The organism is Leifsonia sp. 22587 (assembly GCF_052044215.1).
GTDB classification, from domain to species: Bacteria; Actinomycetota; Actinomycetes; order Actinomycetales; family Microbacteriaceae; genus Leifsonia; species Leifsonia shinshuensis_C.
In genome coordinates this window covers 1,362,654-1,384,655 of record NZ_JBQENB010000001.1, presented here as the reverse complement: position 1 = coordinate 1,384,655, position 22,002 = coordinate 1,362,654, and the positions used below count along the sequence as shown (strand labels likewise).

Annotated in this window: 18 protein-coding genes and 1 tRNA gene; 8 read left to right on the top strand and 11 right to left on the bottom strand. The window is 71.6% G+C overall.

Features of this window, described 5'->3' with window-relative positions; genetic code table 11:
• Window positions 1-101: 101 nt before the first annotated feature.
• Window positions 102-707, bottom strand: a complete 606-nt coding sequence (locus ACTJI1_RS06695) for an ANTAR domain-containing response regulator (protein ID WP_310129517.1) — start codon at window positions 705-707, stop codon at window positions 102-104.
• 38 nt (window positions 708-745) lie between these two features.
• On the opposite strand from ACTJI1_RS06695, the gene ACTJI1_RS06690 reads away from it, so the two are divergent.
• A tRNA-Leu gene (locus tag ACTJI1_RS06690) sits at window positions 746-828 on the top strand.
• A gap of 35 nt (window positions 829-863) precedes the next feature.
• On the opposite strand, the gene ACTJI1_RS06685 is transcribed toward ACTJI1_RS06690, so the two are convergent.
• Window positions 864-1,364 carry an FBP domain-containing protein gene (locus tag ACTJI1_RS06685; protein WP_310129519.1) on the bottom strand — a complete coding sequence of 167 codons (501 nt, stop codon included), beginning with the start codon at window positions 1,362-1,364 and terminating at the stop codon, window positions 864-866.
• Window positions 1,365-1,464: 100 nt separating this feature from the next.
• Between ACTJI1_RS06685 and ACTJI1_RS06680 the strand changes: the two genes are divergently transcribed.
• Window positions 1,465-1,788, top strand: coding sequence for a thioredoxin family protein (locus tag ACTJI1_RS06680; protein WP_310129520.1), 324 nt, complete (start codon window positions 1,465-1,467; stop codon window positions 1,786-1,788).
• Window positions 1,789-1,810: 22 nt separating this feature from the next.
• Here ACTJI1_RS06680 and ACTJI1_RS06675 read toward each other — a convergent pair whose 3' ends face one another.
• Complete coding sequence (locus tag ACTJI1_RS06675) at window positions 1,811-2,620, bottom strand: hydrolase (protein WP_440741996.1); 810 nt, start codon at window positions 2,618-2,620, stop codon at window positions 1,811-1,813.
• Between the two features lie 47 nt (window positions 2,621-2,667).
• On the opposite strand from ACTJI1_RS06675, the gene ACTJI1_RS06670 reads away from it, so the two are divergent.
• On the top strand, window positions 2,668-3,699 hold the full coding sequence (locus tag ACTJI1_RS06670) for an LLM class flavin-dependent oxidoreductase (protein ID WP_440742187.1): 1,032 nt from the start codon (window positions 2,668-2,670) through the stop codon (window positions 3,697-3,699).
• 133 nt (window positions 3,700-3,832) lie between these two features.
• Window positions 3,833-4,771, top strand: coding sequence for a hypothetical protein (locus ACTJI1_RS06665; protein WP_440741995.1), 939 nt, complete (start codon window positions 3,833-3,835; stop codon window positions 4,769-4,771).
• Between the two features lie 40 nt (window positions 4,772-4,811).
• Here the strand turns inward: ACTJI1_RS06665 and ACTJI1_RS06660 are convergent, their stop codons facing one another.
• Complete coding sequence (locus ACTJI1_RS06660; protein ID WP_310129527.1) at window positions 4,812-5,279, bottom strand: VOC family protein; 468 nt, start codon at window positions 5,277-5,279, stop codon at window positions 4,812-4,814.
• 66 nt (window positions 5,280-5,345) lie between these two features.
• Here ACTJI1_RS06660 and ACTJI1_RS06655 point away from each other — a divergent pair, with 66 nt between their 5' ends.
• Window positions 5,346-6,137 (top strand): SGNH/GDSL hydrolase family protein, encoded by a 792-nt coding sequence (locus tag ACTJI1_RS06655; RefSeq protein ID WP_440741994.1) that lies wholly within the window; start codon window positions 5,346-5,348, stop codon window positions 6,135-6,137.
• A 33-nt stretch (window positions 6,138-6,170) separates the two neighbouring features.
• On the opposite strand, the gene ACTJI1_RS06650 is transcribed toward ACTJI1_RS06655, so the two are convergent.
• Window positions 6,171-8,615, bottom strand: coding sequence for a phosphoketolase family protein (locus ACTJI1_RS06650; RefSeq protein WP_440741993.1), 2,445 nt, complete (start codon window positions 8,613-8,615; stop codon window positions 6,171-6,173).
• Window positions 8,616-8,710: 95 nt separating this feature from the next.
• On the opposite strand from ACTJI1_RS06650, the gene ACTJI1_RS06645 reads away from it, so the two are divergent.
• The 3 genes from ACTJI1_RS06645 (at window position 8,711) to ACTJI1_RS06635 (ending at window position 11,263) form a co-directional block, all read left to right on the top strand.
• The gene (locus tag ACTJI1_RS06645; RefSeq protein ID WP_440741992.1) at window positions 8,711-9,613 is read left to right on the top strand and encodes an alpha/beta fold hydrolase; all 903 of its coding nucleotides are present in this window, start codon (window positions 8,711-8,713) and stop codon (window positions 9,611-9,613) included.
• Window positions 9,610-10,179, top strand: a complete 570-nt coding sequence (locus ACTJI1_RS06640) for an N-acetyltransferase family protein (protein ID WP_440741991.1) — start codon at window positions 9,610-9,612, stop codon at window positions 10,177-10,179. Before ACTJI1_RS06645 ends, ACTJI1_RS06640 begins: the two co-directional genes overlap by 4 nt.
• Before the next feature lie 196 nt (window positions 10,180-10,375).
• Window positions 10,376-11,263 (top strand): EamA family transporter, encoded by an 888-nt coding sequence (locus ACTJI1_RS06635; protein WP_440741990.1) that lies wholly within the window; start codon window positions 10,376-10,378, stop codon window positions 11,261-11,263.
• A 101-nt stretch (window positions 11,264-11,364) separates the two neighbouring features.
• Here the strand turns inward: ACTJI1_RS06635 and ACTJI1_RS06630 are convergent, their stop codons facing one another.
• The 6 genes from ACTJI1_RS06630 to gltB form a co-directional block, all read right to left on the bottom strand.
• On the bottom strand, window positions 11,365-12,273 hold the full coding sequence (locus ACTJI1_RS06630) for an ABC transporter permease (protein ID WP_310129539.1): 909 nt from the start codon (window positions 12,271-12,273) through the stop codon (window positions 11,365-11,367).
• On the bottom strand, window positions 12,260-13,195 hold the full coding sequence (locus ACTJI1_RS06625) for an ABC transporter ATP-binding protein (protein WP_310129542.1): 936 nt from the start codon (window positions 13,193-13,195) through the stop codon (window positions 12,260-12,262). The genes ACTJI1_RS06630 and ACTJI1_RS06625 overlap by 14 nt, the downstream gene beginning before the upstream one ends.
• Window positions 13,192-14,256 (bottom strand): LolA family protein, encoded by a 1,065-nt coding sequence (locus ACTJI1_RS06620; protein ID WP_440741989.1) that lies wholly within the window; start codon window positions 14,254-14,256, stop codon window positions 13,192-13,194. Before ACTJI1_RS06620 ends, ACTJI1_RS06625 begins: the two co-directional genes overlap by 4 nt.
• Window positions 14,257-14,400: 144 nt before the next feature.
• The gene (gene pyk / locus ACTJI1_RS06615; RefSeq protein ID WP_440741988.1) at window positions 14,401-15,816 is read right to left on the bottom strand and encodes a pyruvate kinase; all 1,416 of its coding nucleotides are present in this window, start codon (window positions 15,814-15,816) and stop codon (window positions 14,401-14,403) included.
• An 80-nt stretch (window positions 15,817-15,896) separates the two neighbouring features.
• Window positions 15,897-17,354 carry a glutamate synthase subunit beta gene (locus ACTJI1_RS06610; RefSeq protein ID WP_310129547.1) on the bottom strand — a complete coding sequence of 486 codons (1,458 nt, stop codon included), beginning with the start codon at window positions 17,352-17,354 and terminating at the stop codon, window positions 15,897-15,899.
• Window positions 17,355-17,396: 42 nt separating this feature from the next.
• Window positions 17,397-21,974: a glutamate synthase large subunit gene (gltB, locus tag ACTJI1_RS06605; protein WP_440741987.1), complete on the bottom strand. Its 4,578-nt coding sequence runs from the start codon at window positions 21,972-21,974 to the stop codon at window positions 17,397-17,399.
• Window positions 21,975-22,002: the final 28 nt, after the last annotated feature.

Here is a 22,002-nt window from a genome sequence, read left to right as displayed (position 1 = left end):
TTTGTGCCAAATAGTGGTTATGGCACGCGGATAACCGCGATTTGGCGCAAATCTTCGCCCCAGGACGCCGCCCCAGGAGCGGGGCGGGGCGGGCCGGGCGGCTACTTCTTGGGGGCGAGCTGCTCGATGATCGCCTGGGCGACGTCGTGCATGGTGAGGCGACGGTCCATCGACGCCTTCTGGATCCAGCGGAACGCCTCGGGCTCGCTGAGGCCCATCTTCTCGTTGAGGAGGCCCTTGGCGCGGTCGACCAGCTTGCGGGTCTCGAAGCGCTGCACCATGTCGGAGACCTCGGCCTCGAGGGCGATGATCTGCTGGTAGCGCGCGAGGGCGATCTCGATCGCCGGGAGCAGGTCGTTCGGCGTGAACGGCTTGACGACGTACGCGAGCGCGCCCGCCTCGGTGGCCCGCTCGACGAGCTCCTTCTGGCTGAATGCGGTCAGCAGCACGACGGGGGCGATGTGGTCCTTCGAGAGGCGCTCCGCCGCGGAGATGCCGTCGAGCTGCGGCATCTTGACGTCCATGATGACCAGGTCGGGACGCAGCTCGGTCGCCAGGGCCACGGCGGTCTCGCCGTCGCCGGCCTCACCCACGACCTCGAAACCGTTGTCGCGCAGGATCTCGACGATGTCGAGGCGGATGAGCGATTCGTCCTCCGCCACGACGACGCGGCGGGGTGCGGTGGCGGTGTTCTCCTGGTCAGTCACGCACAAAAGCCTACGGTATTGTTCAGGTGTTGTTGTGCGCCGCCGTGGCGGAATGGCAGACGCGGAGCACTCAAAATGCTTTGTCCGGAAGGGCGTGTGGGTTCGAGTCCCACCGGCGGCACGACGTCGGATGCGCGCGCGTCAGATGCGCGCGCGTCAAATGCGCGCGCCGACCACCGTCGCGGCGAAACGGCGGGCCCGCTGGGCCAGGCCGGCGATCCGCTCCTCCACCACCAGGTCGGCGTCGAAGCCGACGTACGACGGCGGCGGGGTGCGCCGCACGTTGGCGCTGCACTCGAACGCGCCGCAGACCAGCGTGCCGACGGTGTCGCCATTGCGGCCGGCCGCGCCCGCCCGGCGCGCGGACCAGAACCAGACGTCGTTGGTGAGGTGCACATCCTGGCACCAGCCGCACATCGAGGGCGCGTGCGACCGCATCGACGCCTCGGACGCGCGCAGCACGATGCCGACGGGGCCGTCGTCGGTCGGGATGACCACGTAGCCGCGTTGCGGGAGCCGCGGGTCGCGCCAGCCGAGGTACTCGCGCCTCGCCCAGTCGACTTCGTGCAGGCCGGGAGGCAGGGGCAGCTCCTCGGCTTCGCTGCGGGAGCAGTTGACGAACGACTCGCGGATCTGCTGCGGGCTCAGGATCTCCATACGCACCTCCTGCATCCATGCTCGCACAGGATGGGCGGGGCACCGCTTCGGCGTGTCGCCCCTTGACTCTGCCCCGAGGGTCAGGGATTAGCGTGCCGCCATGACCACGATCGAGAGCGTCACCGACGCCAGCTTCCAGGAGGATGTGCTCGCCGCCCCGGGCACCACCGTCGTCGAGTTCTGGGCGGAGTGGTGCGGTCCGTGCCGGGCCCTGTCGCCCATCCTGCAGCAGTTGCAGGACGAGCACGGCGACCGCATCCGCATCGTGAAGATCAACGCGGACGAGAACATGGACACGACCGTCGCCTACAAGGCGCTGGCCCTGCCGGTGATGAAGGTATTCCGCGACGGCGAGGTCGTGAAGACCATCGTCGGGGCGAAGCCGAAGCCGGCGATGGAGATGGAGCTCGCGCCGTTCCTCTGACGCGTCCATCCGCTGAGCCGCCTCAGGTGAGGTGGTCGAACGCCCCGCTCACCCAGCCGATGTAGCGGTCGGCCGAGCGGAGGACCGCATCCCGCGCGTCCCTCGGCACGACGTTGCCGAGGTTGCCGTACATCCGGTCGAACGGCCGGTCGCACACCGCGTCCGCGATCCGCCGGACAACCGCCGCGGAGAGCGGGATGTCGTTCGGGAAGCTGCGCTGGAACGTCACCCAGCGCTGCGACGGCCCCGGGAAGACGGTGTCGCCGCTGAGCACGACGCCCCGATCCCAGTGCACGACCGCACTGCCCGGGAAGTGGCCGCCGACCGTCCGCAGGGTGACGCCGGGCAGCACCTCGACCTCGCCGGTCCAGGACTGGATGGCCGGGTCCTCCCGCTGCACCCAGTGCCGGTCGGCGGCGTTCACGAGCACCGGCGGGTCGCCGAGCATCCGGGACCAGGTCACCTGCGCGCCGAACATGTGCGGGTGGCTCGTCGCGATGACCGCGACGCCGCCCAGATCCTGCACCGCGGCGGCCGCGGCCTCGTCGACGTAGCCGGGCGGATCCCAGAGCAGGTTGCCGTCGGGGGTCCGCAGCAGCAGCCCCTGCTGCCCGATGCCGACCCGAGGTTCGCTGCGGAGGCCGTACAGGTCCGGCTCGAGCTCGGTGATCGAGACGCGCTCGCCGTCGCGCTGCAGGCGTTGCAGCGTCGTCCACTCCTGCCCGGTCGGCGGCACGTACTGCCGCTCGTCCTCGCAGATCGGACAGGACGCGGGCGGTTGCTCCCCTGCACCGAACTCCACCGCGCATGTCGCGCACAGCCACTCCGCCACACCGGGACTCTAGCGCGCGGAATACGCCGCGCCCAGGGTCGCTTGGACTGGATGTGAAACGCATCGGGTTCCTCAGCTTCGGGCACTACCAGCCCATCCCCGGCTCCGTGTCGCGCACCGCGGCGGACGCCCTGCACCAGGCGATCGACCTGGCCGTGGCCGCCGAGGAGCTGGGCGCCGACGGCGCCTTCTTCCGCGTGCACCACTTCGCGCCGCAGCTGGCGTCGCCTTTCCCGCTGCTCGCGGCCATCGGCGCCCGCACGTCGCGCATCGAGATCGGCACGGCCGTGATCGACATGCGCTACGAGAACCCGCTCTACATGGCCGAGGATGCCGCGGCGGCCGACCTGATCAGCGGCGGCCGGCTGCAGCTGGGCGTCAGCCGGGGCTCACCCGAGACCGCGCTGCGCGGCTCGGAGTCGTTCGGCTACGTGCCGGCCGAGGGCGAGACGGATGCGGACATGGCCCGGCGCCACACGGAGCTGTTCCGCGCGGCGATCGCCGGCGCCGGAGTCGCGGAGGCGAACCCGGCGATGACCGGCGGCCAGCGCGGCGCGCTCGCCATCGAGCCGCAGTCCCCCGGCCTCGGCGACCGGATCTGGTGGGGAGCGGGCACCCGTGCCACGGCGGTGTGGGCCGCCGAGCAGGGCATGAACCTGATGAGCTCGACGCTGCTGACGGAGGACACCGGCGTGCCGTTCTCCGACCTGCAGGCCGAGCAGCTGCAGCAGTACCGCGACGCGTGGGCCGCTGCCGGTTGGGAGCGCGAGCCGCGCGTCTCGGTGAGCCGCAGCATCCTGCCGATCACCACCGACCTCGACCGCCGCTACTTCGGCGCCTCCGCCCTCACCGAGCGGCACGACCAGGTCGGGCACCTCGACGGCGGCCTGGCGCGCTTCGGCAAGAGCTACGTGGGAGAGCCCGAGCGGATCGTGGAGGAGCTGCGCCACGATGCGGCGGTCGCGGACGCGGACACCCTCCTGGTGACCGTGCCGAACCAGCTGGGCGTCGAGTACAACGCGCATCTGCTGGAGACGATCGTCACCCGGATCGCCCCCGAGCTCGGCTGGCGCGACTGACGTCCGGGGGTAGCTGAGCGAACGCCTGTACCCCGAATGCGGCATAGACGCCGTCGCGGAGACTGCGATGATGGTCGTACCGCACACCCGAATCTGCGGTGACCGTTTCCGTTCCGCGTTCTAAGGGTGTGCCATGCGAGCTCCGACTCTCCGCTCAGCGATCACCTCGGCCGCGCTCGCGCTCGTGGTCGGCGGGTCCCTGGTCGCCGCCGCGCCGGCGGGCGCGGTGACGCAGCGGACGGACAGCACGACGCCGAGCTCCGCGATCACGGGGATGTGGGCGTGGGGCAACCCCATCGACCCGACCGAGGACGCGCGCGGCGAGGGTCTGCCGCAGTTCGAGCCGCAGGCGCTGGCCGACTTCGCGGCGGCGCACCACCTGCGCACCGTCTTCCTGTCGGTCCCGTGGGCGGCCGACGAGGGTCCGTTCTCGACCTGGCTGACCGACGCGGTGGATGCGCTGCACGCGGCGGGCGTGACGAAGGTCGCGGCGCTCGGAGGCGACCCCGCCTGGGCGGACGACCCGTCGCTGGCCGCGACCTGGACCTCCGCCGCCCTGCGGGCCGCGCCCTTCGACGCGGTGCAGTTCGACGTCGAGCCCTGGGTGGTCTCCTCCGACGACCAGCTTCCCGCCGTGGTGGCGCAGCTGCAGGCCATGTACGACGCGGCCCGCACCGCGGCCGGGTCCGTGCCCATCGGCGCCGACCTGCCCTGGTGGCTCGCGGCCAAGCCGCAGCCGGGCGGCGGGACCGCTTTCGACGCGCTGCTCCCCCACCTGAAGTCGGTGGCGATCGTCGCGTTCAGCGACCACGCCGCGGGCACCGACGGGATCATCGCCCTGGCGAAGCCCGCCGCGAGCGCGGCGGCCGCGAAGCGCATCCCGTTCAGCATCGGCGTCGAAACCGACACCCCGGAGGTCGCGGGCGGCCCGGCGGCGACGTTCGGCGACGACAGCGCGGCCCTGCTCGAGAGCGAGACCGCGAAGGTGCGCACGGCGCTCGGCGGGCTGCGCGGCTACGGCGGGGTGACGGTGGAGCACCTGCTCAGCTGGCAGGACCTGATCGCGCGCTGACGCCCGCGCTTCAGCGACGGTCAGGGACCGTCGACGGCCGTCAGCGCCCGTCCGCGGCCGCTTCCAGCGCGGCGATGTCGAGCTTCCGCATCCCGAGCATCGCCTGATTCGCGCGCGCGGCACGTGCCGGATCCGGGTCGGACTGCAGCTCGACCAGCCGGCGCGGCACGATCTGCCAGCTGACGCCCCAGCGGTCCTTCAGCCAGCCGCACATGCTCTCCTCGCCGCCGTCGGCGGTGAGCGCCTCCCACAGCCGGTCGACCTCGGCCTGATCGTCGCACAGCACCGAGAGCGAGAACGCCTCCGTGAACCCGTCCGCCGGTCCCGTGTTCATCGCCTGGTACTCGACGCCCGCGAGGGTGAAGCGCAGCACGACGAGGCCGTCGGGCATCCCCTCCCCGAACCGCTGGACCTCCAGGATGCGCGAATCCGGGATGAGCGACGTGTACAGCTCCGCCGCCTCCTCCACGCCGTGCTCGAACCACAGGAACGGACTGACCTTCTGCATGGGATCCCCCTCCGGGCGTCGTCGCCGATGCCGCCCATGGTAGCCGCGCGCGGTAGCGTTGCACCTGTGTCGAGCAGCGCCGGATTCACCAGCTACATCGCCATCGGCGACAGTTTCACCGAGGGCGTCGGAGACGACCTCCCCGACGGGCGCGTGCGCGGCTGGGCCGACTTCGTCGCGCTCGGGATGGCCGCCGCCTCCGACGGGCCGTTCCGGTACGCGAACCTCGCAATCCGCGGCAGGAAGCTCGGGCCGATCGTGGCCGAGCAGGTGAAGCCGGCGATCGCGCAGCATCCCGACCTGGTCAGCCTGAACGGCGGCGGCAACGACATCATGCGGCCGCGCGTCTCGATAGAGAGCGTCGCGAAGACCCTGATGGATGCGGCCGACCGGGTCGTCGCCTCCGGCAGTCACATGCTGCTGCTGAGCGGCGCGAACCCCAGCGCGCACCTCCCCCTCGGCGGGCTGATCCGCCGGCGCGGCGAGGAGCTGGCCATCGCGGTGCGCGAGATGCTCCCCCGCGACGGCATCACGTTCGTGGACAACTGGGCCGACGAGGGCCTGGAGGACATCCGCTACTGGTCCGCCGATCGGCTGCACCTCGGACCGCTCGGCCACACGCGCGTCGCGAGCAACGTGCTGACCGCTCTCGGCGTCCCTGTGCCCACCGAGTGGGGCGTCGAGGAGGTCGCCTCGGCGCCGGCCGGTGAGCGCACGCGCCGCACCGCGGACTACTACCGCCGCTACGTGCTGCCGTGGATCGGACGCCGGCTCACCGGACGCTCGTCCGGCGACGGACGCGCCGCCAAGATCGCGGAGCTGACGGTCGTCGACCCGGAGACCGCTCGCCCGCTCTGACGGCCGGCGCCGGCAGCCCGGACACCCCGGCGCTCAGTCGTTGTCCCCGCCGGTGGTGTCGATGCGGGTCGTCCGCTCGCCGCCGCCCCACTTCCACTCCGCGACCTCGGGGATGTCCTCGCCGCGCTCGCGCGTGTACTGGCGCGCCCGGAGCCGCGCATCCTGCATCTCCTGGCGCAGCCCCGCTTCGCGGGAGGCGAGCCCGGGCACCCGGTCGATCACGTCGATGACCAGGTGGTAGCGGTCGAGGTCGTTGAGCATCACCATGTCGAACGGCGTGGTGGTCGTGCCCTCCTCCTTGTAGCCGCGCACGTGCAGGTTGGCGTGGCCGTTGCGGCGGTAGGTCAGGCGGTGGATGAGCCAGGGATAGCCGTGGTAGGCGAAGATGACCGGCTTGTCGGCGGTGAACAGCGCGTCGTACTCGCGGTCGTCGAGCCCGTGCGGATGCTCGCCCTCGCTCTGCAGGCGCATCAGGTCGACGACGTTGACCACGCGCACCTTCAGGTCGGGCAGGCGGCGGCGCAGGATGTCGGCGGCCGCCAGCACCTCCAGGGTCGGGATGTCGCCCGCGCAGCCGAGCACCACATCCGGCTCCTCGCCCTCCACCTCCGTGCCCGCCCACGGGAAGATGCCGATCCCGCGCGTGCAGTGCGCGATCGCCTCCTCCATGCTCAGCCACTGCGGTGACGGCTGCTTGCCCGCGACGACCACGTTCACGTAGTCGACCGACTTCAGGCAGTGGTCGTAGGTCGACAGCAGCGTGTTCGCGTCGAACGGCAGGTAGACCCGGACCACGTCGGCCTTCTTGTTGACGACGTGGTCGATGAAGCCCGGGTCCTGGTGGGAGGCGCCGTTGTGGTCCTGCCGCCAGACGTGCGAGCTGAGCAGGTAGTTGAGGGAGGCGACCGGCCGCCGCCACGGCACCTCGCTCGCGGACTTCAGCCACTTGGCGTGCTGGTTGAACATCGAGTCGACGATGTGCACGAACGCCTCGTACGACGTGAAGACGCCGTGGCGGCCGGTGAGCAGGTAGCCCTCGAGCCAGCCCTGGCACTGGTGCTCGCTGAGCACCTCCATCGCGCGACCCTGCGGGGCCAGGTGGTTGTCGTCGTCGATCGGCAGATACTCGGCGTTCCACTGCTTCGAGGTCGTCTCGAAGACCGCCTGCAGACGGTTGGAGGCGATCTCGTCCGGGCCGAACAGCCGGAAGTCCGTCGGGTTCGCGATCATCACATCCCGGAACCAGTCGCCCAGCACGCGCGTCGCCTCGGCGACCGTGTCGCCAGGCACCTCGACGTCGACCGCGTAGTCGCGGAAGTCGGGCAACCGCAGGTCGCGGCGCAGCAGGCCGCCGTTCGCGACCGGGTTGGCGCTCATCCGCCGCTCCCCCTCCGGCGCAAGCGATCTGATCAGTTCGACCGGGCTGCCGTGCTCGTCGAAGAGCTCCTCGGGCCGGTACGAGAGCAGCCACTTCTCCAGCAGCCGGGTGTGCGCCTCGGTGTCGCGCGCGTCGGCCAGTGGCACCTGGTGCGACCGCCAGTTGTTCTCCGCAGGGTGGCCGTCGATCTCGGCCGGGCACGTCCATCCCTTCGGCGTGCGGAGGATCAGCATGGGCCACGCCGGGCGGGAGTCGAGCTCGCCCGTGGCGGCGGCCCCCTTGATCGCCGCGATGCGGTCGAGGATCTCGTCGAGCGTCGCCGCCATCCGCTTGTGCACCTCGCGCGGGTCCTCGCCGTCGAAACCGCCCGAGACGATGTAGGGCTCGTGACCGTAGCCGCGCATCAGGTCGAGCAGCTCCGACTCGGGGATGCGCGCCAGCACCGTCGGGTTCGCGATCTTGTAGCCGTTGAGGTGCAGGATCGGCAGCACCACGCCGTCCTGGGCCGGGTTCAGGAACTTGTTCGAGTGCCAGGCGGTCGCGAGCGGTCCGGTCTCGGCCTCGCCGTCGCCGACGACCGCCGCCACGAGCAGGTCCGGGTTGTCGAAGGCGGCGCCGTAGGCGTGCGACAGCGCGTACCCCAGCTCGCCGCCCTCGTGGATGGAGCCGGGCGTCTGCGGCGCGGCGTGGCTCGGGATGCCGCCGGGGAACGAGAACTGCCGGAACAGCCGGCGCAGTCCGTCCTCGCTCTGGTCGATGGCGCTGTAGATCTCGCTGTAGGTGCCGTCGAGGTAGGCGCTCGCGACGACTCCGGGGCCGCCGTGACCCGGGCCCGCGACGAACAGGGTGTCGAGGTCGCGTTCCCGGATGGCACGGTTGAGGTGCGCGTAGATGAAGTTCAGGCCCGGCGTCGTACCCCAGTGGCCGAGCAGACGCGGTTTGATGTCGTCGCGGGAGAGCGGCCGGCGGAGCAGCGGATTGTCCAGCAGATAGATCTGGCCGACCGACAGGTAGTTGGCGGCGCGCCACCAGGCGTCCAGCCGGTCGAGCATCTCCTCGCTGAGGCCGTACTGCGCGGGCGTGGTCGTCGTGTCGGTCATCGTGCTCCCTCCGGTCGGCCTGTCGCGCGCGGGTGCCTCCGGACGCGGGGTGGCTTGTCGCGCATCCTACGGCCGGTCCGCTCCGAACAACAGGAGTGGAACAGACGATCGTCCAGACGGGTGCCGGGCCGGTGGCCGTGCGCCGAACAGCACGTGAATCCGCGCCGGATGCGGTCGCTACGCTGCTGCTGCACGGGGCGGCCGGCTCGTGGACGATCTGGTTGCCGATGATCGCCGCCGCTTCGGCGGAGCGGGGTGGCGCGGTACCCGACCTCGTCGTGCCCGACCTGCCCGGCTGGGGCGACTCGCCCGCCGAGGTCGCGACGCTGGACGCGGAAGTGCTCGCACGGGCGTCGGTCGAGGTCATGCGCGCCCTGGGGTACCGGCGCTGGCGCGTGGTCGGGCACTCGCTGGGCGGATTCGTGGCCCTGGAGCTCGCGGCGCAGGAGCCCGCGGCGACCGAGTCGGTCGTGCTCGTCTCGGGGACGACGTTCGGCGGCAGGGCGGATGCGCTCGGGCCGCTGCGCCTGTTCGCGGGCGCGGCGCCGCTGCTGCTCCTGGGCGTCGGGATGCGGGTGCTCGCGGCGCTCGGTCCCCGGGGTCCGCGGTTGGTCCGGTGGCTGCAGCGCGCCGGGGTGCTGGCGGTGCTCGCCGCGCCGTTGTTCGCACGGAGGGTGCCGGGTGTCGTGCACGAGCTCGCGCGCGATCTGCGCCCGGCGGCGTTCGCGCGGGCGCTGGCGTGCGCCCGCCGGTACCCGGCGGGCGAGCGCTGGGGGCGCATCCACTGCCCGGTGCTGGCGATCCGCGGCCGTCGGGACGTGTTCGTGCCGGCCGCCGACCACCGGCGGCTGGCGCGCATCGTTCCGGGGTTGCGGTCGGTGACGCTGCCCGCGACCGGGCACTTCGCCCACGTCGAGCATCCGTCGCTGGTGGCCCGGCTGGCGCTCACGGACAGCCCTTGGCCGGTGTCGGAGGCGCGCGCTAGCGTCGGGGCATGAGCGACACAGTGGTCCGGCCGGTCGACGACGGCCTGTGGGGCGACCTCGAGACGGTGTTCAGCACGCGCGGCGACCCGGCGGGATGCTGGTGCCAGTGGTTCCGGATGCCGGGGAAGCGCTTCGGCGAACTGTCGGTGGACGAGCGCCGCGACGGGCTGCACGACCAGGTGCGGGCCGGCTCCCCGGGCGTCCTCGCCTGGGTGGACGGCGAGCCCGCGGGCTGGGCGGCCGTGGAGCCGTACTCGGCGTATCCCAACCTGGCGCGCTCGCCGATCACCAAACGGCTCGAGGGCGATCCCGCGGATCCGTGGGCGGTGACGTGCTTCGTCGTCCGGATCGACTTCCGCCGACGGGGTGTCGCGCGGGCGCTGCTGCGCGGCGCGGTCGACCACGCCCGCGCGCAGGGCGCGGAGGTGGTCGAGGGCTACCCGGTCGACCCGGAGGTGCGGCCGTCGCTCTCGAACGCCGAGCGCTTCCACGGGACCGTCTCGCTGTTCCGCGACGGCGGCTTCGAGGTGGTGCGGCGCCCGAGAGCGACGCGCGCTCTCATGCGCCGCGCGCTCTGAGCGCGCTGCGCGCCGCGCGCCGCGCGCTGCGCGCTGCGCGCGTCTGCGCGCCTGCGCCCTCCGTCCCCCCGTCGAGTACACGAAAAGTGCACGCTCCCGCGGCGTGTCGCGTGCACTTTTCGTGTACTCGACGGAGGGGGCGTGGGGATGCGCGCGGGCGGCGGGGACGGGGTGGATGCGCGGATAGACTCGGACGGTGAGCTCCACCCGTCGCGACCGCATCGTCGGTGCGAGCACCCAGGTGGCGACGGAGGTCAGCATCAACTTCGGCTCGGCGCTCGCCGGGCTGCTCATCCCCGTGGTCGGCTCGATCGTCGTCGTGGCGGCCCGCCAGATCGTGACCGCCGTCGCGGTGCTCCCGTTCTACCGGCCGCGCCGCGCCGAGCTGACCTGGCGCCGGCTGTGGCCGGCCCTCGCCCTCGGCGTCGTGCTCGCGGCGATGAACCTGAGCTTCTACGAGGCCGTGGGACGGCTCGGGCTCGGGATCGCGGCGACGATCGAGTTCCTCGGGCCGTTCGCGCTCGCCCTCGTGGGGTCGCGTCGGCTCCTCGACGCCGGATGCGCGGTCGCGGCGGCCGCGGGTGTCCTGTTGCTGACCGCGACCGAGGGCGCCATCGACCCCATCGGCGTCGTGCTGGCGCTGACGGCCGCGGCGGCCTGGGCGGCGTACATCCTGCTCACCCGCCAAGTGGCCACGCGGCTGCCCGGACTCGAGGGGCTCAGCGTCGCGAGCATCGTGTCGACGGTGCTCACCGTGCCGCTGGCCCTGTTCGTGGTCGACTACAGCGCCCTCGACCTGCGCGTCCTCTTGCTGCTGCTGGCTCTCGGCCTGCTGTCGTCGGCGGTGCCGTACAGCCTGGACACGTTCATCCTGCGCCGGCTCACCCCACGCCTCTACGCCGTGATCACGAGCTTCGGCCCCGTGGTCGCGACGATCTTCGGGGTGATCGTGCTCGGCGAGCGGTTCTCCCTCGTGCAGCTGTTCGGCATCCTGATCGTCTGCGCCGCCGCGGGAACCGCCATCGCGACCCAGCGCGAGCAGCCCCGCTCCCCCCTCGAGCAGACCGCCGAATCCGTCCCCTGACCCCGCGCTCCCCGCCCACCGTCGAGTACACGAAAAGTGCACGCAAAAGGCGGTCGGAGCGGGCACTTTTCGTGTACTCGACGGAGGGGGGAGGCCGCGGGTCAGCTGAGGATGTCTTTGGTGGTGAAGCGGCCGACGGCGAGGGCGCCGAAGACGGCGATGTAGCCGAGCTGGAGGACGGCGTTGGACGTGAACGAGTCCCAGGCGAGCGGCTGGCGCAGGAAGTCGCCGAAGCCGAGCCAGTAGTGGCTGAACAGCCACGGGTGCAGCGCGTCGAGCTGTGGCAGCTGGTCGAGCACCTGCGACATCACCGCGAGGACGGCGGTGGCGGCCATGGCCCCGACCGGGACGTCGGTCAGCGTGGACAGGAACAGCCCGATCGCGCACAGCCCCAGCAGCGACACCACGATGTACAGCGCGATCAGCGCCAGTCGGAGGTACGCATCCCCCAGACTGACCTGCACCCCCGACAGCAGGGTCACCGGGCCGATCGGGAACAGCAGCGTCCCGATCAGCGCCCCCGCCACCCCGACCACCAGGGCCGCGGCGATGCAGAACACCGCGCTGCCCGCGTACTTGACCGCGAGCAGCCGGAGCCGTCCGGCCGGCGCGATCACGAGATAGCGCAGGGTGCCGTGGCTCGCCTCCCCCGCGATCGTGTCGCCCGCGACCACGCCGATCGTCAACGGCAGGAACAGCGGGACGCAGACGACCAGCGCGGTGAAAGCGACGAAGAGCCCGTTGCTGCTGATCTCGTTCAGGAACGCGGGCCCGCGCGAGCTGCCGCCCGTGAGCCGCACGGCGACGGCGATCAGGATGGGCACGGCCGCCAGGGCCGCGAGCATCGCGTAGGTGCGCCAGCGGCGGAACATCACCGACAGCTCCGAGCCGAGCAGCGCCCAGCCGGCGGACGGGCGCTCCCGGCGGGACGCATCCACCCGCGCCTCGACAGCCGCGGACGGCGCCGCCACGGCCGCGCCGGACCCTCCGACCGCGTCACTGCTCGACATCGAATCCCTCCCCCGTGAGCTCGACGAACCGCTCCTCCAGGCTGGACGACCGCACCGCGAACCCGCGGAGCCGCACGCCGTCACGGACGAGCGCCGCCGACAGGTCCTCCGCCGCCGGCCCGGGATGGGACAGCGACGCCTCCACGCCCGAGCCGGTCGCCACCGCGTCCAGTCCGAGACGGTTCAGCACCCCGATCGCCAGGGAGGTGTCCGGCGTCTCGACGGCCACGCGCGGGCCCGAGCCGCGCCGCAGCTCGTCGAGCGAGCCCTGCGCGACCAGCCGCCCGGCGCGCATGATCGCGGCGTGCGTGCACACCTGCTCGATCTCGGCGAGCAGGTGGCTGGAGACGAACACGGTCGTCCCCTCGTCCGCCAGCGAGCGGACCAGGGATCGCACTTCGCGCGTCCCCTGCGGGTCGAGGCCGTTGGTCGGCTCGTCGAGCACCAGGAGGTCGCGGTCGGTCAGCAGCGCGCCGGCGATGCCGAGCCGCTGCTTCATGCCGAGCGAGTACGCCCGGACGTGCTTGCCGGCCGCGTGCGCGAGCCCGACGCGGTCGAGCGCGGCCGTCACCCGGGCGGTGCGCGTCGCGCGCGGGGCGTAGCGGTCGGCGGTGTCGCGGCGGACCAGGTTCGCGGTGCCGGAGAGGTACGGCGCGAATGCCGGGCCCTCGACCAGTGCGCCGACCCGGGGCAGGATGCGGGAGCCGCGGTCGGGCATCCGCTCACCGAGCACCTGGATGTCGCCCGCCGACGGCGCGATCAGGCCCAGCAGCATCCGGATGGTCGTGGTCTTGCCCGAGCCGTTCGGGCCGAGGAAGCCGAACACGGACCCCCGCGGCACGTTCAGGTCGAGGCCGTCGACGACCGCCCGCGACCGGAAGCGCTTGGTGAGGCCGCTGGTCGCGATCGCCGCGTCGGTCACCGCGCGGGTGCGGCGGCCGCCGCCTGCAGGGCAGACACGGGGACCGCGCCGGCGAGCACGCGCCCGTCCGGGGTCACCAGCACCGAGACCAGCGACGAGCTGAGGGCACCCCCTCGGTCGACCGGCTGGGTCAGCTGGGCGACCAGCGGGTCGTCCGTCAGCGAGGCGGGCGCGGAGCCGGCCGGGAGGGCGACGATCGTCGACCATCCACTGCCCGTCACCGTCGGCTTCGGGTGCCCGACCGAGGGATGTGCGGCTCCATCGCGCGTCGGGAGCTTGTGCTCCGAGACGGTCGCGCCCTTCGGCGGCGTGAAGGAGAACAGGGAGGCGTCGGGCTTGTCGGTGCTGAACGCCGTGAAGCCGGCCTCGAACGCCGGAGTGGTCGCCCCGCGGGCGAGCACCGACACCTTCAGCGGGATGCCGGTCTTGCCGTCGACGGCGATCGACACCGATCCGACGAGGGTCGCGTCCGTCTTCGGTGTCAGCACCAGGTCGTAGGCGTCGCGGTCGGCGACCCGCACCGGGTCACCGAGCGTCACCGAGGTCGAGGGGTCGACCGCATCCAGGAAGCGCTGGGCCATGGCCGAGGGCGTCAGCGTTGTGGCGTCCGGGGTGGCGGACTCCGCGGAGCGGGAGGGCAGCGTCGCGTGCGCGACCTGCTTCTTGGCCGACTGGTACAGCCACACGTCGGAGCCGTTGCGGATCGCGTCCCGCTCGGCCAGCTTGTCGAGCACCTGGACGTGTACGCGCGTCGGACCGTCGACCCACACCTTCGCGGTGTGGTCCGCCAGGGCAAGTTCGAGGAGGTTCGCAGCGCTCGCGTCGTCGGACGTGGAGGACGACGAGGTGGACGGCAGGCTCGGCAGCCCCAGCTCGGAGCTCTGCTCGACGGTGCCGGAGAAGGAGCGGGTGTCGCTCGCGGCGACGAGGCGGAGCACGTCCGCCGGCGACTTCACGGGGAGGTCGCTCGCCCCCGCCGCGAGGGGCGCGACGATCACGGCCGCGGCGATCGCCACGGGGACGACGACGGCGGGCGCCCAGCGCATCCAACGGTGTTCCATAGCCCGAGGATACGCGCGAAGCACCCCCGCCGACCCTCCGGGTTCCATGGGAGAACGGGAGTTCATCCCCTGGTCGGACGCCGCGTCATACCTGGGGACGACACGCAAGAGGCCCCGCACGGAGCGGGGCCTCTTCGACCGGTGCTAGAGGACGTCGCCGACCTTGTGCACGCGGATGTCGTTGGTGGTTCCGGGGATCCCGGGAGGGGAACCGGAGATGATGATCACCTTGTCGCCGTCGACGGCACGGCCGGTCGACTTGAGCGCCTCGTCCACCTGCGCGACCATCTGGTCGGTGTGGGTGACGCGGCCGACGACGAAGGACTCGACGCCCCAGAACAGCGACATGCGGCGGCGGACCGACTCCTCGGGCGTGAACGCCAGGATCGGGATCTTGTTGCGCAGGCGGGCCATGCGACGGGCCGACTCCCCCGACTCGGTGAACACGCAGAGGAACTTGGCCTCGACGAAGTCCGCGACCTCGACAGCGGCCAGCGTGATCGCGCCCGACTGGGTGCGCGGCCGGGTGCCGAGCGGCTGGATGCGCTCCAGACCGTGCTCCTCGGTGGACATGACGATGCGCGCCATGGTCTGCACGGTGACCGTCGGGTACTCGCCGACGCTGGTCTCGCCGGAGAGCATGACCGCGTCCGCACCGTCGAGCACCGCGTTCGCGACGTCCGAGGTCTCGGCACGGGTCGGCACGGGGCTCGAGATCATGGACTCGAGCATCTGCGTCGCGACGATGACGGGCTTGGCGGCGCGGCGGGCCAGCTCGACCGCGCGCTTCTGCACGATCGGGACCGCCTCGAGCGGGAGCTCCACACCGAGGTCGCCACGGGCGACCATGATGGCGTCGAACGCCTCGATGATCTCCTCCAGCGCATCCACCGCCTGCGGCTTCTCGACCTTGGCGACGACGGGGATCTTGCGCCCCTCCTCCGCCATGATCTCGTGCACGCGCTCGATGTCCTTGGCGTTCCGCACGAACGACAGGGCGATCAGGTCGGCGCCGAGCTTGAGGCCCCAGCGCAGGTCGGCCTCGTCCTTCTCGGACAGCGCCGGGACGTTCACGGCGACGCCCGGGAGGTTGATGCCCTTGTTGTTCGAGACGGGACCGGCGACGATCACCTCGGTGGTGACCACCGGGCCTTCGACCTCCACCACGCGGACGCGGACCTTGCCGTCGTCGATCAGCAGGTAGTCGCCCGGCTTCACGTCGTCGGGCAGGCCCTTGAACGTGGTCGAGGAGATCTCCTTCGTGCCGATGATGTCCTCGGTGGTGATCTTGAAGATGTCGCCCTCGGCGAGCTCGTAGGGGCCGGCCTCGAACTTGCCGAGGCGGATCTTCGGGCCCTGGAGGTCGACGAGGACAGCGACCGGCTTGCCCGCGTCATCGGCGGCCTTGCGCACGTTCGCGTAGACCGCCTCGTGCACTTCGTAGCTGCCGTGGCTCAGGTTCATGCGGGCCACGTCCACACCCGCGTCGATGATCGCGCGGATGTTGTCGTAGCTGGAGGTCGCCGGCCCGAGGGTCGCGACGATTTTGGCCCTTCTCATGCTTTTCTGTTCGCTCCGTGATTCTGCGCCGACGGCGCGTGATTTCGTGGTGGCGCCCGGTCGTGCGGGCATCGCCTCGCTCAGACGAGGATGCCGCGGTCGGTGGGACGGATCGGAGACGGCAACTGCGTCTCCCCTTCAAGATACCGGTCCACGGCGGCCGCCGCTGCCCGGCCCTCTGCGATTGCCCACACGATGAGGGACTGACCGCGCCCGGCGTCACCGGCCACGAAGACGCCCTCCTGCTCCGTCTGGTACTGGCCGTCGCGCGCGACGTTGCCGCGCTGGTCGAACGGCAGGCCCAGCTGCGAGGAGAGGTCCTGCTGCTCCGGGCCGGTGAACCCGAGGGCCAGCAGCACCAGGTCGGCGGGGATCTCGCGCTCGGTGCCGGCCTTCGGAACGCGGCGTCCGTCGAGGTACTCGGTCTCGGCCACGCGCAGCGCGCGGACCTCGCCGAACTCGTTCGCCACGAACTCGACGGTCGACGCGAGGTACTCGCGCTTGCCGCCCTCCTCGTGCGCCGACTGGACCTCGAACAGCGTCGGCGTGGTGGGCCACGGCTGGTGCTCGGGGCGCTCCGCCGGCGGCTGCTTGCCGATGGCCAGGTTGGTGACGCTCGCGGCGCCCTGGCGGTGCGCGGTGCCGATGCAGTCGGCGCCGGTGTCGCCGCCGCCGAGGACGACGACGTGCTTGCCGTCGGCGGTGATCTGGTCGGCGATCTGGTCGCCGGCGCCCACCTTGTTCTGCTGCACCAGGTACTCCATGGCGAAGTGGACGCCCGAGAGCTCACGCCCCGGGATCGGCAGGTCGCGCGGCACCATGGCGCCGGTCGCGACGACGACCGCGTCGTACCGGGCGCGCAGGTCGTCCCAGCTGATGTCGGTGCCGATGTCGACGCCCGCACGGAAGCGGGTGCCCTCGGCCATCATCTGGTTGAGCCGCGCCTCCAGGTGCTTCTTCTCCATCTTGAAGTCCGGGATGCCGTAGCGCAGCAGGCCGCCGATGCGGTCGTCACGCTCGTACACGGCCACCGTGTGGCCGGCACGCGTCAGCTGCTGGGCGGCGGCGAGGCCGGCGGGGCCCGAGCCGACGACGGCAACGGTCTTGCCGGTCAGGCGCTCCGGCGGGTGCGGCTGCACCCAGCCGTTCTGCCACGCCTGGTCGATGATCGAGACCTCGACCTGCTTGATCGTGACGGCCGGCTGGTTGATGCCGAGCACGCACGACGACTCGCACGGCGCCGGGCACAGGCGGCCCGTGAACTCCGGGAAGTTGTTGGTCGCGTGCAGGCGGTCGATGGCCTGACGGCCCTCCCCGCGCCACATGAGGTCGTTCCACTCGGGGATGAGGTTGCCCAGCGGGCAGCCCGAGTGGCAGAACGGGACGCCGCAGTCCATGCAGCGGCCCGCCTGCCGGCGCAGCTGCGCCGGGTCCTGGGCCTCGTAGACCTCTTTCCAGTCCATCAGACGGACCGAGACCGGGCGGCGCTTCGGCAGCTCGCGCTCGGTCACCTTCAGAAAGCCCTTTGGGTCAGCCACCGGTCACCTCCAACATCACGAAACCTTCGGGGTCAGGCAGAATCATCCGCCGGTCACCTCCAGAATCCTGTTCCACACGATGTCGCCGTCGGGGTCGAGTCCCTCGTCGACGGCTTCTTGACGCATCTGCAGCACGGCCGCGTAGTCGCGCGGCAGCACCTTGACGAACTTCGCGACGGTCGCGTCGAAGTCCTCGAGCATCCCGGTCGCCAGCGCCGAGCCGGTCTCCGCGACGTGCTGCTCCAGCAGGTCGCGCACGATCTCGATGTCGGCGCTGCCGAGCGGCAGGAGCTCCAGCTCGCCGCTCGCGAGCGCGTCGCGGTTCACGCGCTCGGGCTTCAGGTCGTAGACGTACGCCGTGCCGCCGGACATGCCGGCGCCCAGGTTGCGGCCGGTCCCGCCGAGGATCACGGCGAGGCCGCCGGTCATGTACTCGAGCGCGTGGTCGCCCACGCCCTCGACGACCGCGGTCGCGCCCGAGTTGCGGACCAGGAACCGCTCGCCCACGATGCCGCGGATGAACATGCTGCCCTGCGTCGCGCCGTAGCCGATCACGTTGCCCGCGATGACGTTGCGCTCGGCCGGAAAGACGCTGTCCCGCGGCGGGCGGACGACGATGCGGCCGCCGGACAGGCCCTTGCCGACGTAGTCGTTGGAGTCGCCCTCCAGCCGCAGCGTGATGCCCGCCGGGAGGAATGCACCGAGCGACTGGCCGGCCGAGCCGGTCAGCGTGATGTCGATCGATCCCGTCGGCAGCCCGTTCTCGCCGTGGCGCAGGGTCACCTCGTGGCCGAGCATCGTGCCGACGGCGCGCTCGGTGTTGCGGATCGGGAGGGACAGCTCCAGGTGGCCGCCGTGCTCCAGCACGTCGTGGGCCGCCTCGATCAGCTGCACGTCGAAGTGCCGCTCCAGCTCGTGGTCCTGCGTGCGGCCGTTGCGCCGCGGCGCCTCCGGGCCGAACGCGGGACCGTGCAGGATGGGCGACAGGTCGAGGCCGGACGCCTTCCAGTGGTCGATGGCGCGGTCCACGTCGAGAAGCTCGGCGTGGCCGATCGCCTCGTCGAGCGAGCGGAAACCGAGGGTGGCGAGGTACTCGCGCACCTCCTCCGCGATGAACTCGAAGAAGTTGACCACGAACTCCGGCTTGCCCGAGAACCGGGCACGGAGCTCCGGGTTCTGGGTGGCGACGCCGACCGGGCAGGTGTCGAGGTGGCAGACGCGCATCATGATGCAGCCCGAGACGATGAGCGGCGCGGTCGCGAAGCCGAACTCCTCCGCGCCGAGCAGCGCGCCGATGATGACGTCGCGGCCGGTCTTCAGCTGGCCGTCGACCTGCACGACGACGCGCTCGCGCATCCCGTTCAGCATCAGCGTCTGCTGGGTCTCGGCGAGGCCCAGCTCCCACGGCGTGCCCGCGTGCTTCAGCGAGTTCACCGGCGAAGCGCCCGTGCCGCCGTCGTGCCCGGAGACCAGGATGACGTCGGCCAGCGCCTTGGCGGTGCCCGCCGCGACCGCGCCGATGCCCGACTCGGAGACGAGCTTGACGTGGATGCGGGCGCCCGGGTTGGCGCGCTTCAGGTCGAAGATGAGCTGCTTGAGGTCTTCGATCGAGTAGATGTCGTGGTGCGGGGGCGGCGAGATCAGGCCGACGCCCGCGGTCGCGTGACGGGTGCGGGCGACCCACGGGTACACCTTGGTGGGCGGCAGCTGGCCGCCCTCCCCCGGCTTCGCGCCCTGGGCGAGCTTGATCTGGATGTCGTCGGCGTGCGTCAGGTACATCGACGTCACGCCGAACCGGCCGGACGCGACCTGCTTGATCGCGCTGCGGCGCTCCGGGTCGAGCAGGCGGTCGAGGTCCTCGCCGCCCTCACCGGTGTTCGACTTGGCGCCGAGCCGGTTCATGGCGATCGCGAGCGTCTCGTGCGCCTCCTGCGAGATCGAGCCGTAGCTCATGGCGCCCGTGGAGAACCGCTTGACGATGGACTCCACCGACTCGACCTCGTCGATCGGGACCGGGGGCCGCTCGCCCGTCTTGAGCGAGAACATCCCGCGCAGCGTCATCAGCGACTCGGCCTGGTCGTCGACCAGCCGGGTGTACTCGCGGAAGACGTCGTAGCGCCGGGTGCGCGTCGCGTGCTGCAGGCGGAACACCGTCTCCGGGTTGAAGAGGTGCGGCGAGCCGTCGCGACGCCACTGGTACTCGCCGCCGGTCGCCAGGCGCTCGTGCGCCAGCGCGGCGCCCTCCGCCGGGTAGGCGCTCTCGTGGCGTGCCAGGTTCTCGGCCGCGATCACGTCGATCCCGACGCCGCCGAGCTTGCTGGTGGTGCCGGTGAAGTACTGGTCGACGAACTCCTGGCTGAGGCCGACGGCCTCGAACGCCTGGGCGCCGGCGTACGACGAGACGGTCGAGATGCCCATCTTGGACATGATCTTGAGCACGCCCTTGCCGAGCGCCTTGATCACGTTCTTGACGGCCTTCTCGGGCGTGACGCCGGTGATCATGCCGCTGCGGACGAGCTCCTCGCAGGTCTCCATCGCGAGGTACGGGTTGATCGCCGAGGCGCCGTAGCCGATCAGCAGCGCGACGTGGTGCACCTCGCGCACGTCACCCGCCTCCACGATGAGACCGGCCTTCATGCGGGTCTCGGAGCGGATCAGGTGGTGATGCACCGCGGCGAGCATGAGCAGCGACGGGATGGGCGCCAGGTCTTTCGTGGAGTCGCGGTCGCTCAGCACGATGAACTGCGCGCCGGCCGCGATCGCCTCGTCGACTTCGTCGCACATCTCGGCCAGCCGGCGCTCGAGCGCGTCCGGTCCGGCGTCCGACCGGTACAGGCCGCGGACGGTCGTGGTCAGGCGGCTGCCCGGGCGCGGGTCGATGTGCTGGATCTTCGCCAGCTCGTCGTTGTCGATCACCGGGAAGTCGAGCACGACCTGCTTGGCGTGCTCGGGACCGGCGGTCAGCAGGTTCCGCTCGGGGCCGAGGCCCAGCTTGAGCGAGGTGACGACCTCTTCGCGGATCGAGTCGAGCGGCGGGTTCGTCACCTGGGCGAACTGCTGCGTGAAGTAGTCGAAGAGCAGGCGCGGGCGCTCCGAGAGCACCGCGACCGGCGTGTCCGAGCCCATCGCGCCGAGCGGCTCCGCGCCGGTGGTCGCCATCGGCTTCAGGAGGATGCGGACCTCCTCCTCGGTGTAGCCGAACGTCCGCTGGCGGCGCACGATCGACGCCGGGGTGTGGACGATGTGCTCGCGCTCCGGAAGGTCCTTGAGGTTGATCCGGCCCTCGTCGAGCCACTCCCCGTAGGGCGCGCCGGCGGCGAGCTCCGACTTGATCTCCTCGTCCTCGATCAGCCGGCCGGCGACCGTGTCGACGAGGAACATGCGACCGGGCCGCAGGCGGCCCTTGCGGACCACGCGGCTCGGGTCGATGTCGAGCACGCCGATCTCGGAGGCGAGCACGACGAGCCCGTCGTTCGTCACGACGTACCGGCCGGGACGCAGCCCGTTGCGGTCGAGGGTCGCGCCGACGAGGGAGCCGTCGGTGAAGACGATCGCGGCGGGACCGTCCCACGGCTCCATGAGCATCGAGTGGTACTCGTAGAACGCGCGGCGGACCGGGTCGATCTCGGTCTGGTTCTCCCACGCCTCCGGCACCATCATCATGACCGCGTGCGGCAGCGGGCGGCCGCTCAGCGAGATGAGCTCCACGACCTCGTCGAACGACGCCGAGTCACTCGCGCCCGGCGTGACGATCGGGAAGATCGGGCGCAGGTCGCCGAGAAGCTCGCTCTCCAGCTGCGACTGGCGCGCGCGCATCCAGTTGCGGTTGCCCTGCACGGTGTTGATCTCGCCGTTGTGGGCGATCATCCGGAACGGCTGCGCCAGCGGCCACGACGGGAACGTGTTCGTGGAATAGCGGGAGTGCACCAGCGCGAGCTTGGAGGCGAAGCGCTCGTCCGACAGGTCGGGGTAGAACGGCTCCAGCTGGAGCGTCGTGACCATGCCCTTGTAGACGAGGGTGCGGCTCGACAGCGACGAGAAGTACAGGTCGAGCTCGCGCTCGGCGCGCTTGCGCAGGAAGAAGGTCTGCCGATCGATCGCGATGCCGGAGACCGGCTCGCCGTCGTCCCCCACCCGCGTGGAGGCGACGAAGAGCTGCTCGATGGCGGGCATGGCCTGGCGCGCGAGCGTGCCGAGCTCCTCGGGACGGACCGGCACCTCGCGCCAGCCCAGCACCGTCAGCTCGTGCTCGCCGGCGATCGACTCGATGGCCGCCTTGACCTCGGCGCGCTCGGCGTCGTCGTTCGGGAGGAACGCGTTGCCGACGGCGTAGCGACCGGCGGCCGGCAGCTCGAACCCGGCGACGGCGCGCAGGAACGCGTCCGGGACCTGGGTGATGATGCCCGCACCGTCACCGGTGCCGGCGTCGGAGCCGACCGCGCCGCGGTGCTCCAGGTGACGCAGCGCCTCGAGCGCGGCGTCGATGATGTCGTGCCCGGCCGTGCCGCGGAGGGTCGCGACCATGGCGAGACCGCAGGCGTCCTTCTCGTGGGCAGGGTCGTACAGGCCCTGCGGGCCTGGCACGGTCCCGAAGCGGGAATGGGGAGGCGTGAGCGCCATCTGTCGACCGTCCTCACAGTGTCGTGGA

What these genes read in the sequence shown, in the direction of transcription:
- ACTJI1_RS06685 (WP_310129519.1), bottom strand. Translation starts at nt 1,364, where the DNA reads ATGGAGATCCTGAGCCCGCAGCAGATCCGCGAGTCGTTCGTCAACTGC.
- ACTJI1_RS06680 (WP_310129520.1), top strand. Translation starts at nt 1,465, where the DNA reads ATGACCACGATCGAGAGCGTCACCGACGCCAGCTTCCAGGAGGATGTG.
- ACTJI1_RS06665 (WP_440741995.1), top strand. Translation starts at nt 3,833, where the DNA reads ATGCGAGCTCCGACTCTCCGCTCAGCGATCACCTCGGCCGCGCTCGCG.
- ACTJI1_RS06660 (WP_310129527.1), bottom strand. Translation starts at nt 5,279, where the DNA reads ATGCAGAAGGTCAGTCCGTTCCTGTGGTTCGAGCACGGCGTGGAGGAG.
- ACTJI1_RS06650 (WP_440741993.1), bottom strand. Translation starts at nt 8,615, where the DNA reads ATGACCGACACGACGACCACGCCCGCGCAGTACGGCCTCAGCGAGGAG.
- ACTJI1_RS06640 (WP_440741991.1), top strand. Translation starts at nt 9,610, where the DNA reads ATGAGCGACACAGTGGTCCGGCCGGTCGACGACGGCCTGTGGGGCGAC.
- ACTJI1_RS06630 (WP_310129539.1), bottom strand. Translation starts at nt 12,273, where the DNA reads ATGTCGAGCAGTGACGCGGTCGGAGGGTCCGGCGCGGCCGTGGCGGCG.
- ACTJI1_RS06620 (WP_440741989.1), bottom strand. Translation starts at nt 14,256, where the DNA reads ATGGAACACCGTTGGATGCGCTGGGCGCCCGCCGTCGTCGTCCCCGTG.
- pyk (WP_440741988.1), bottom strand. Translation starts at nt 15,816, where the DNA reads ATGAGAAGGGCCAAAATCGTCGCGACCCTCGGGCCGGCGACCTCCAGC.
- gltB (WP_440741987.1), bottom strand. Translation starts at nt 21,974, where the DNA reads ATGGCGCTCACGCCTCCCCATTCCCGCTTCGGGACCGTGCCAGGCCCG.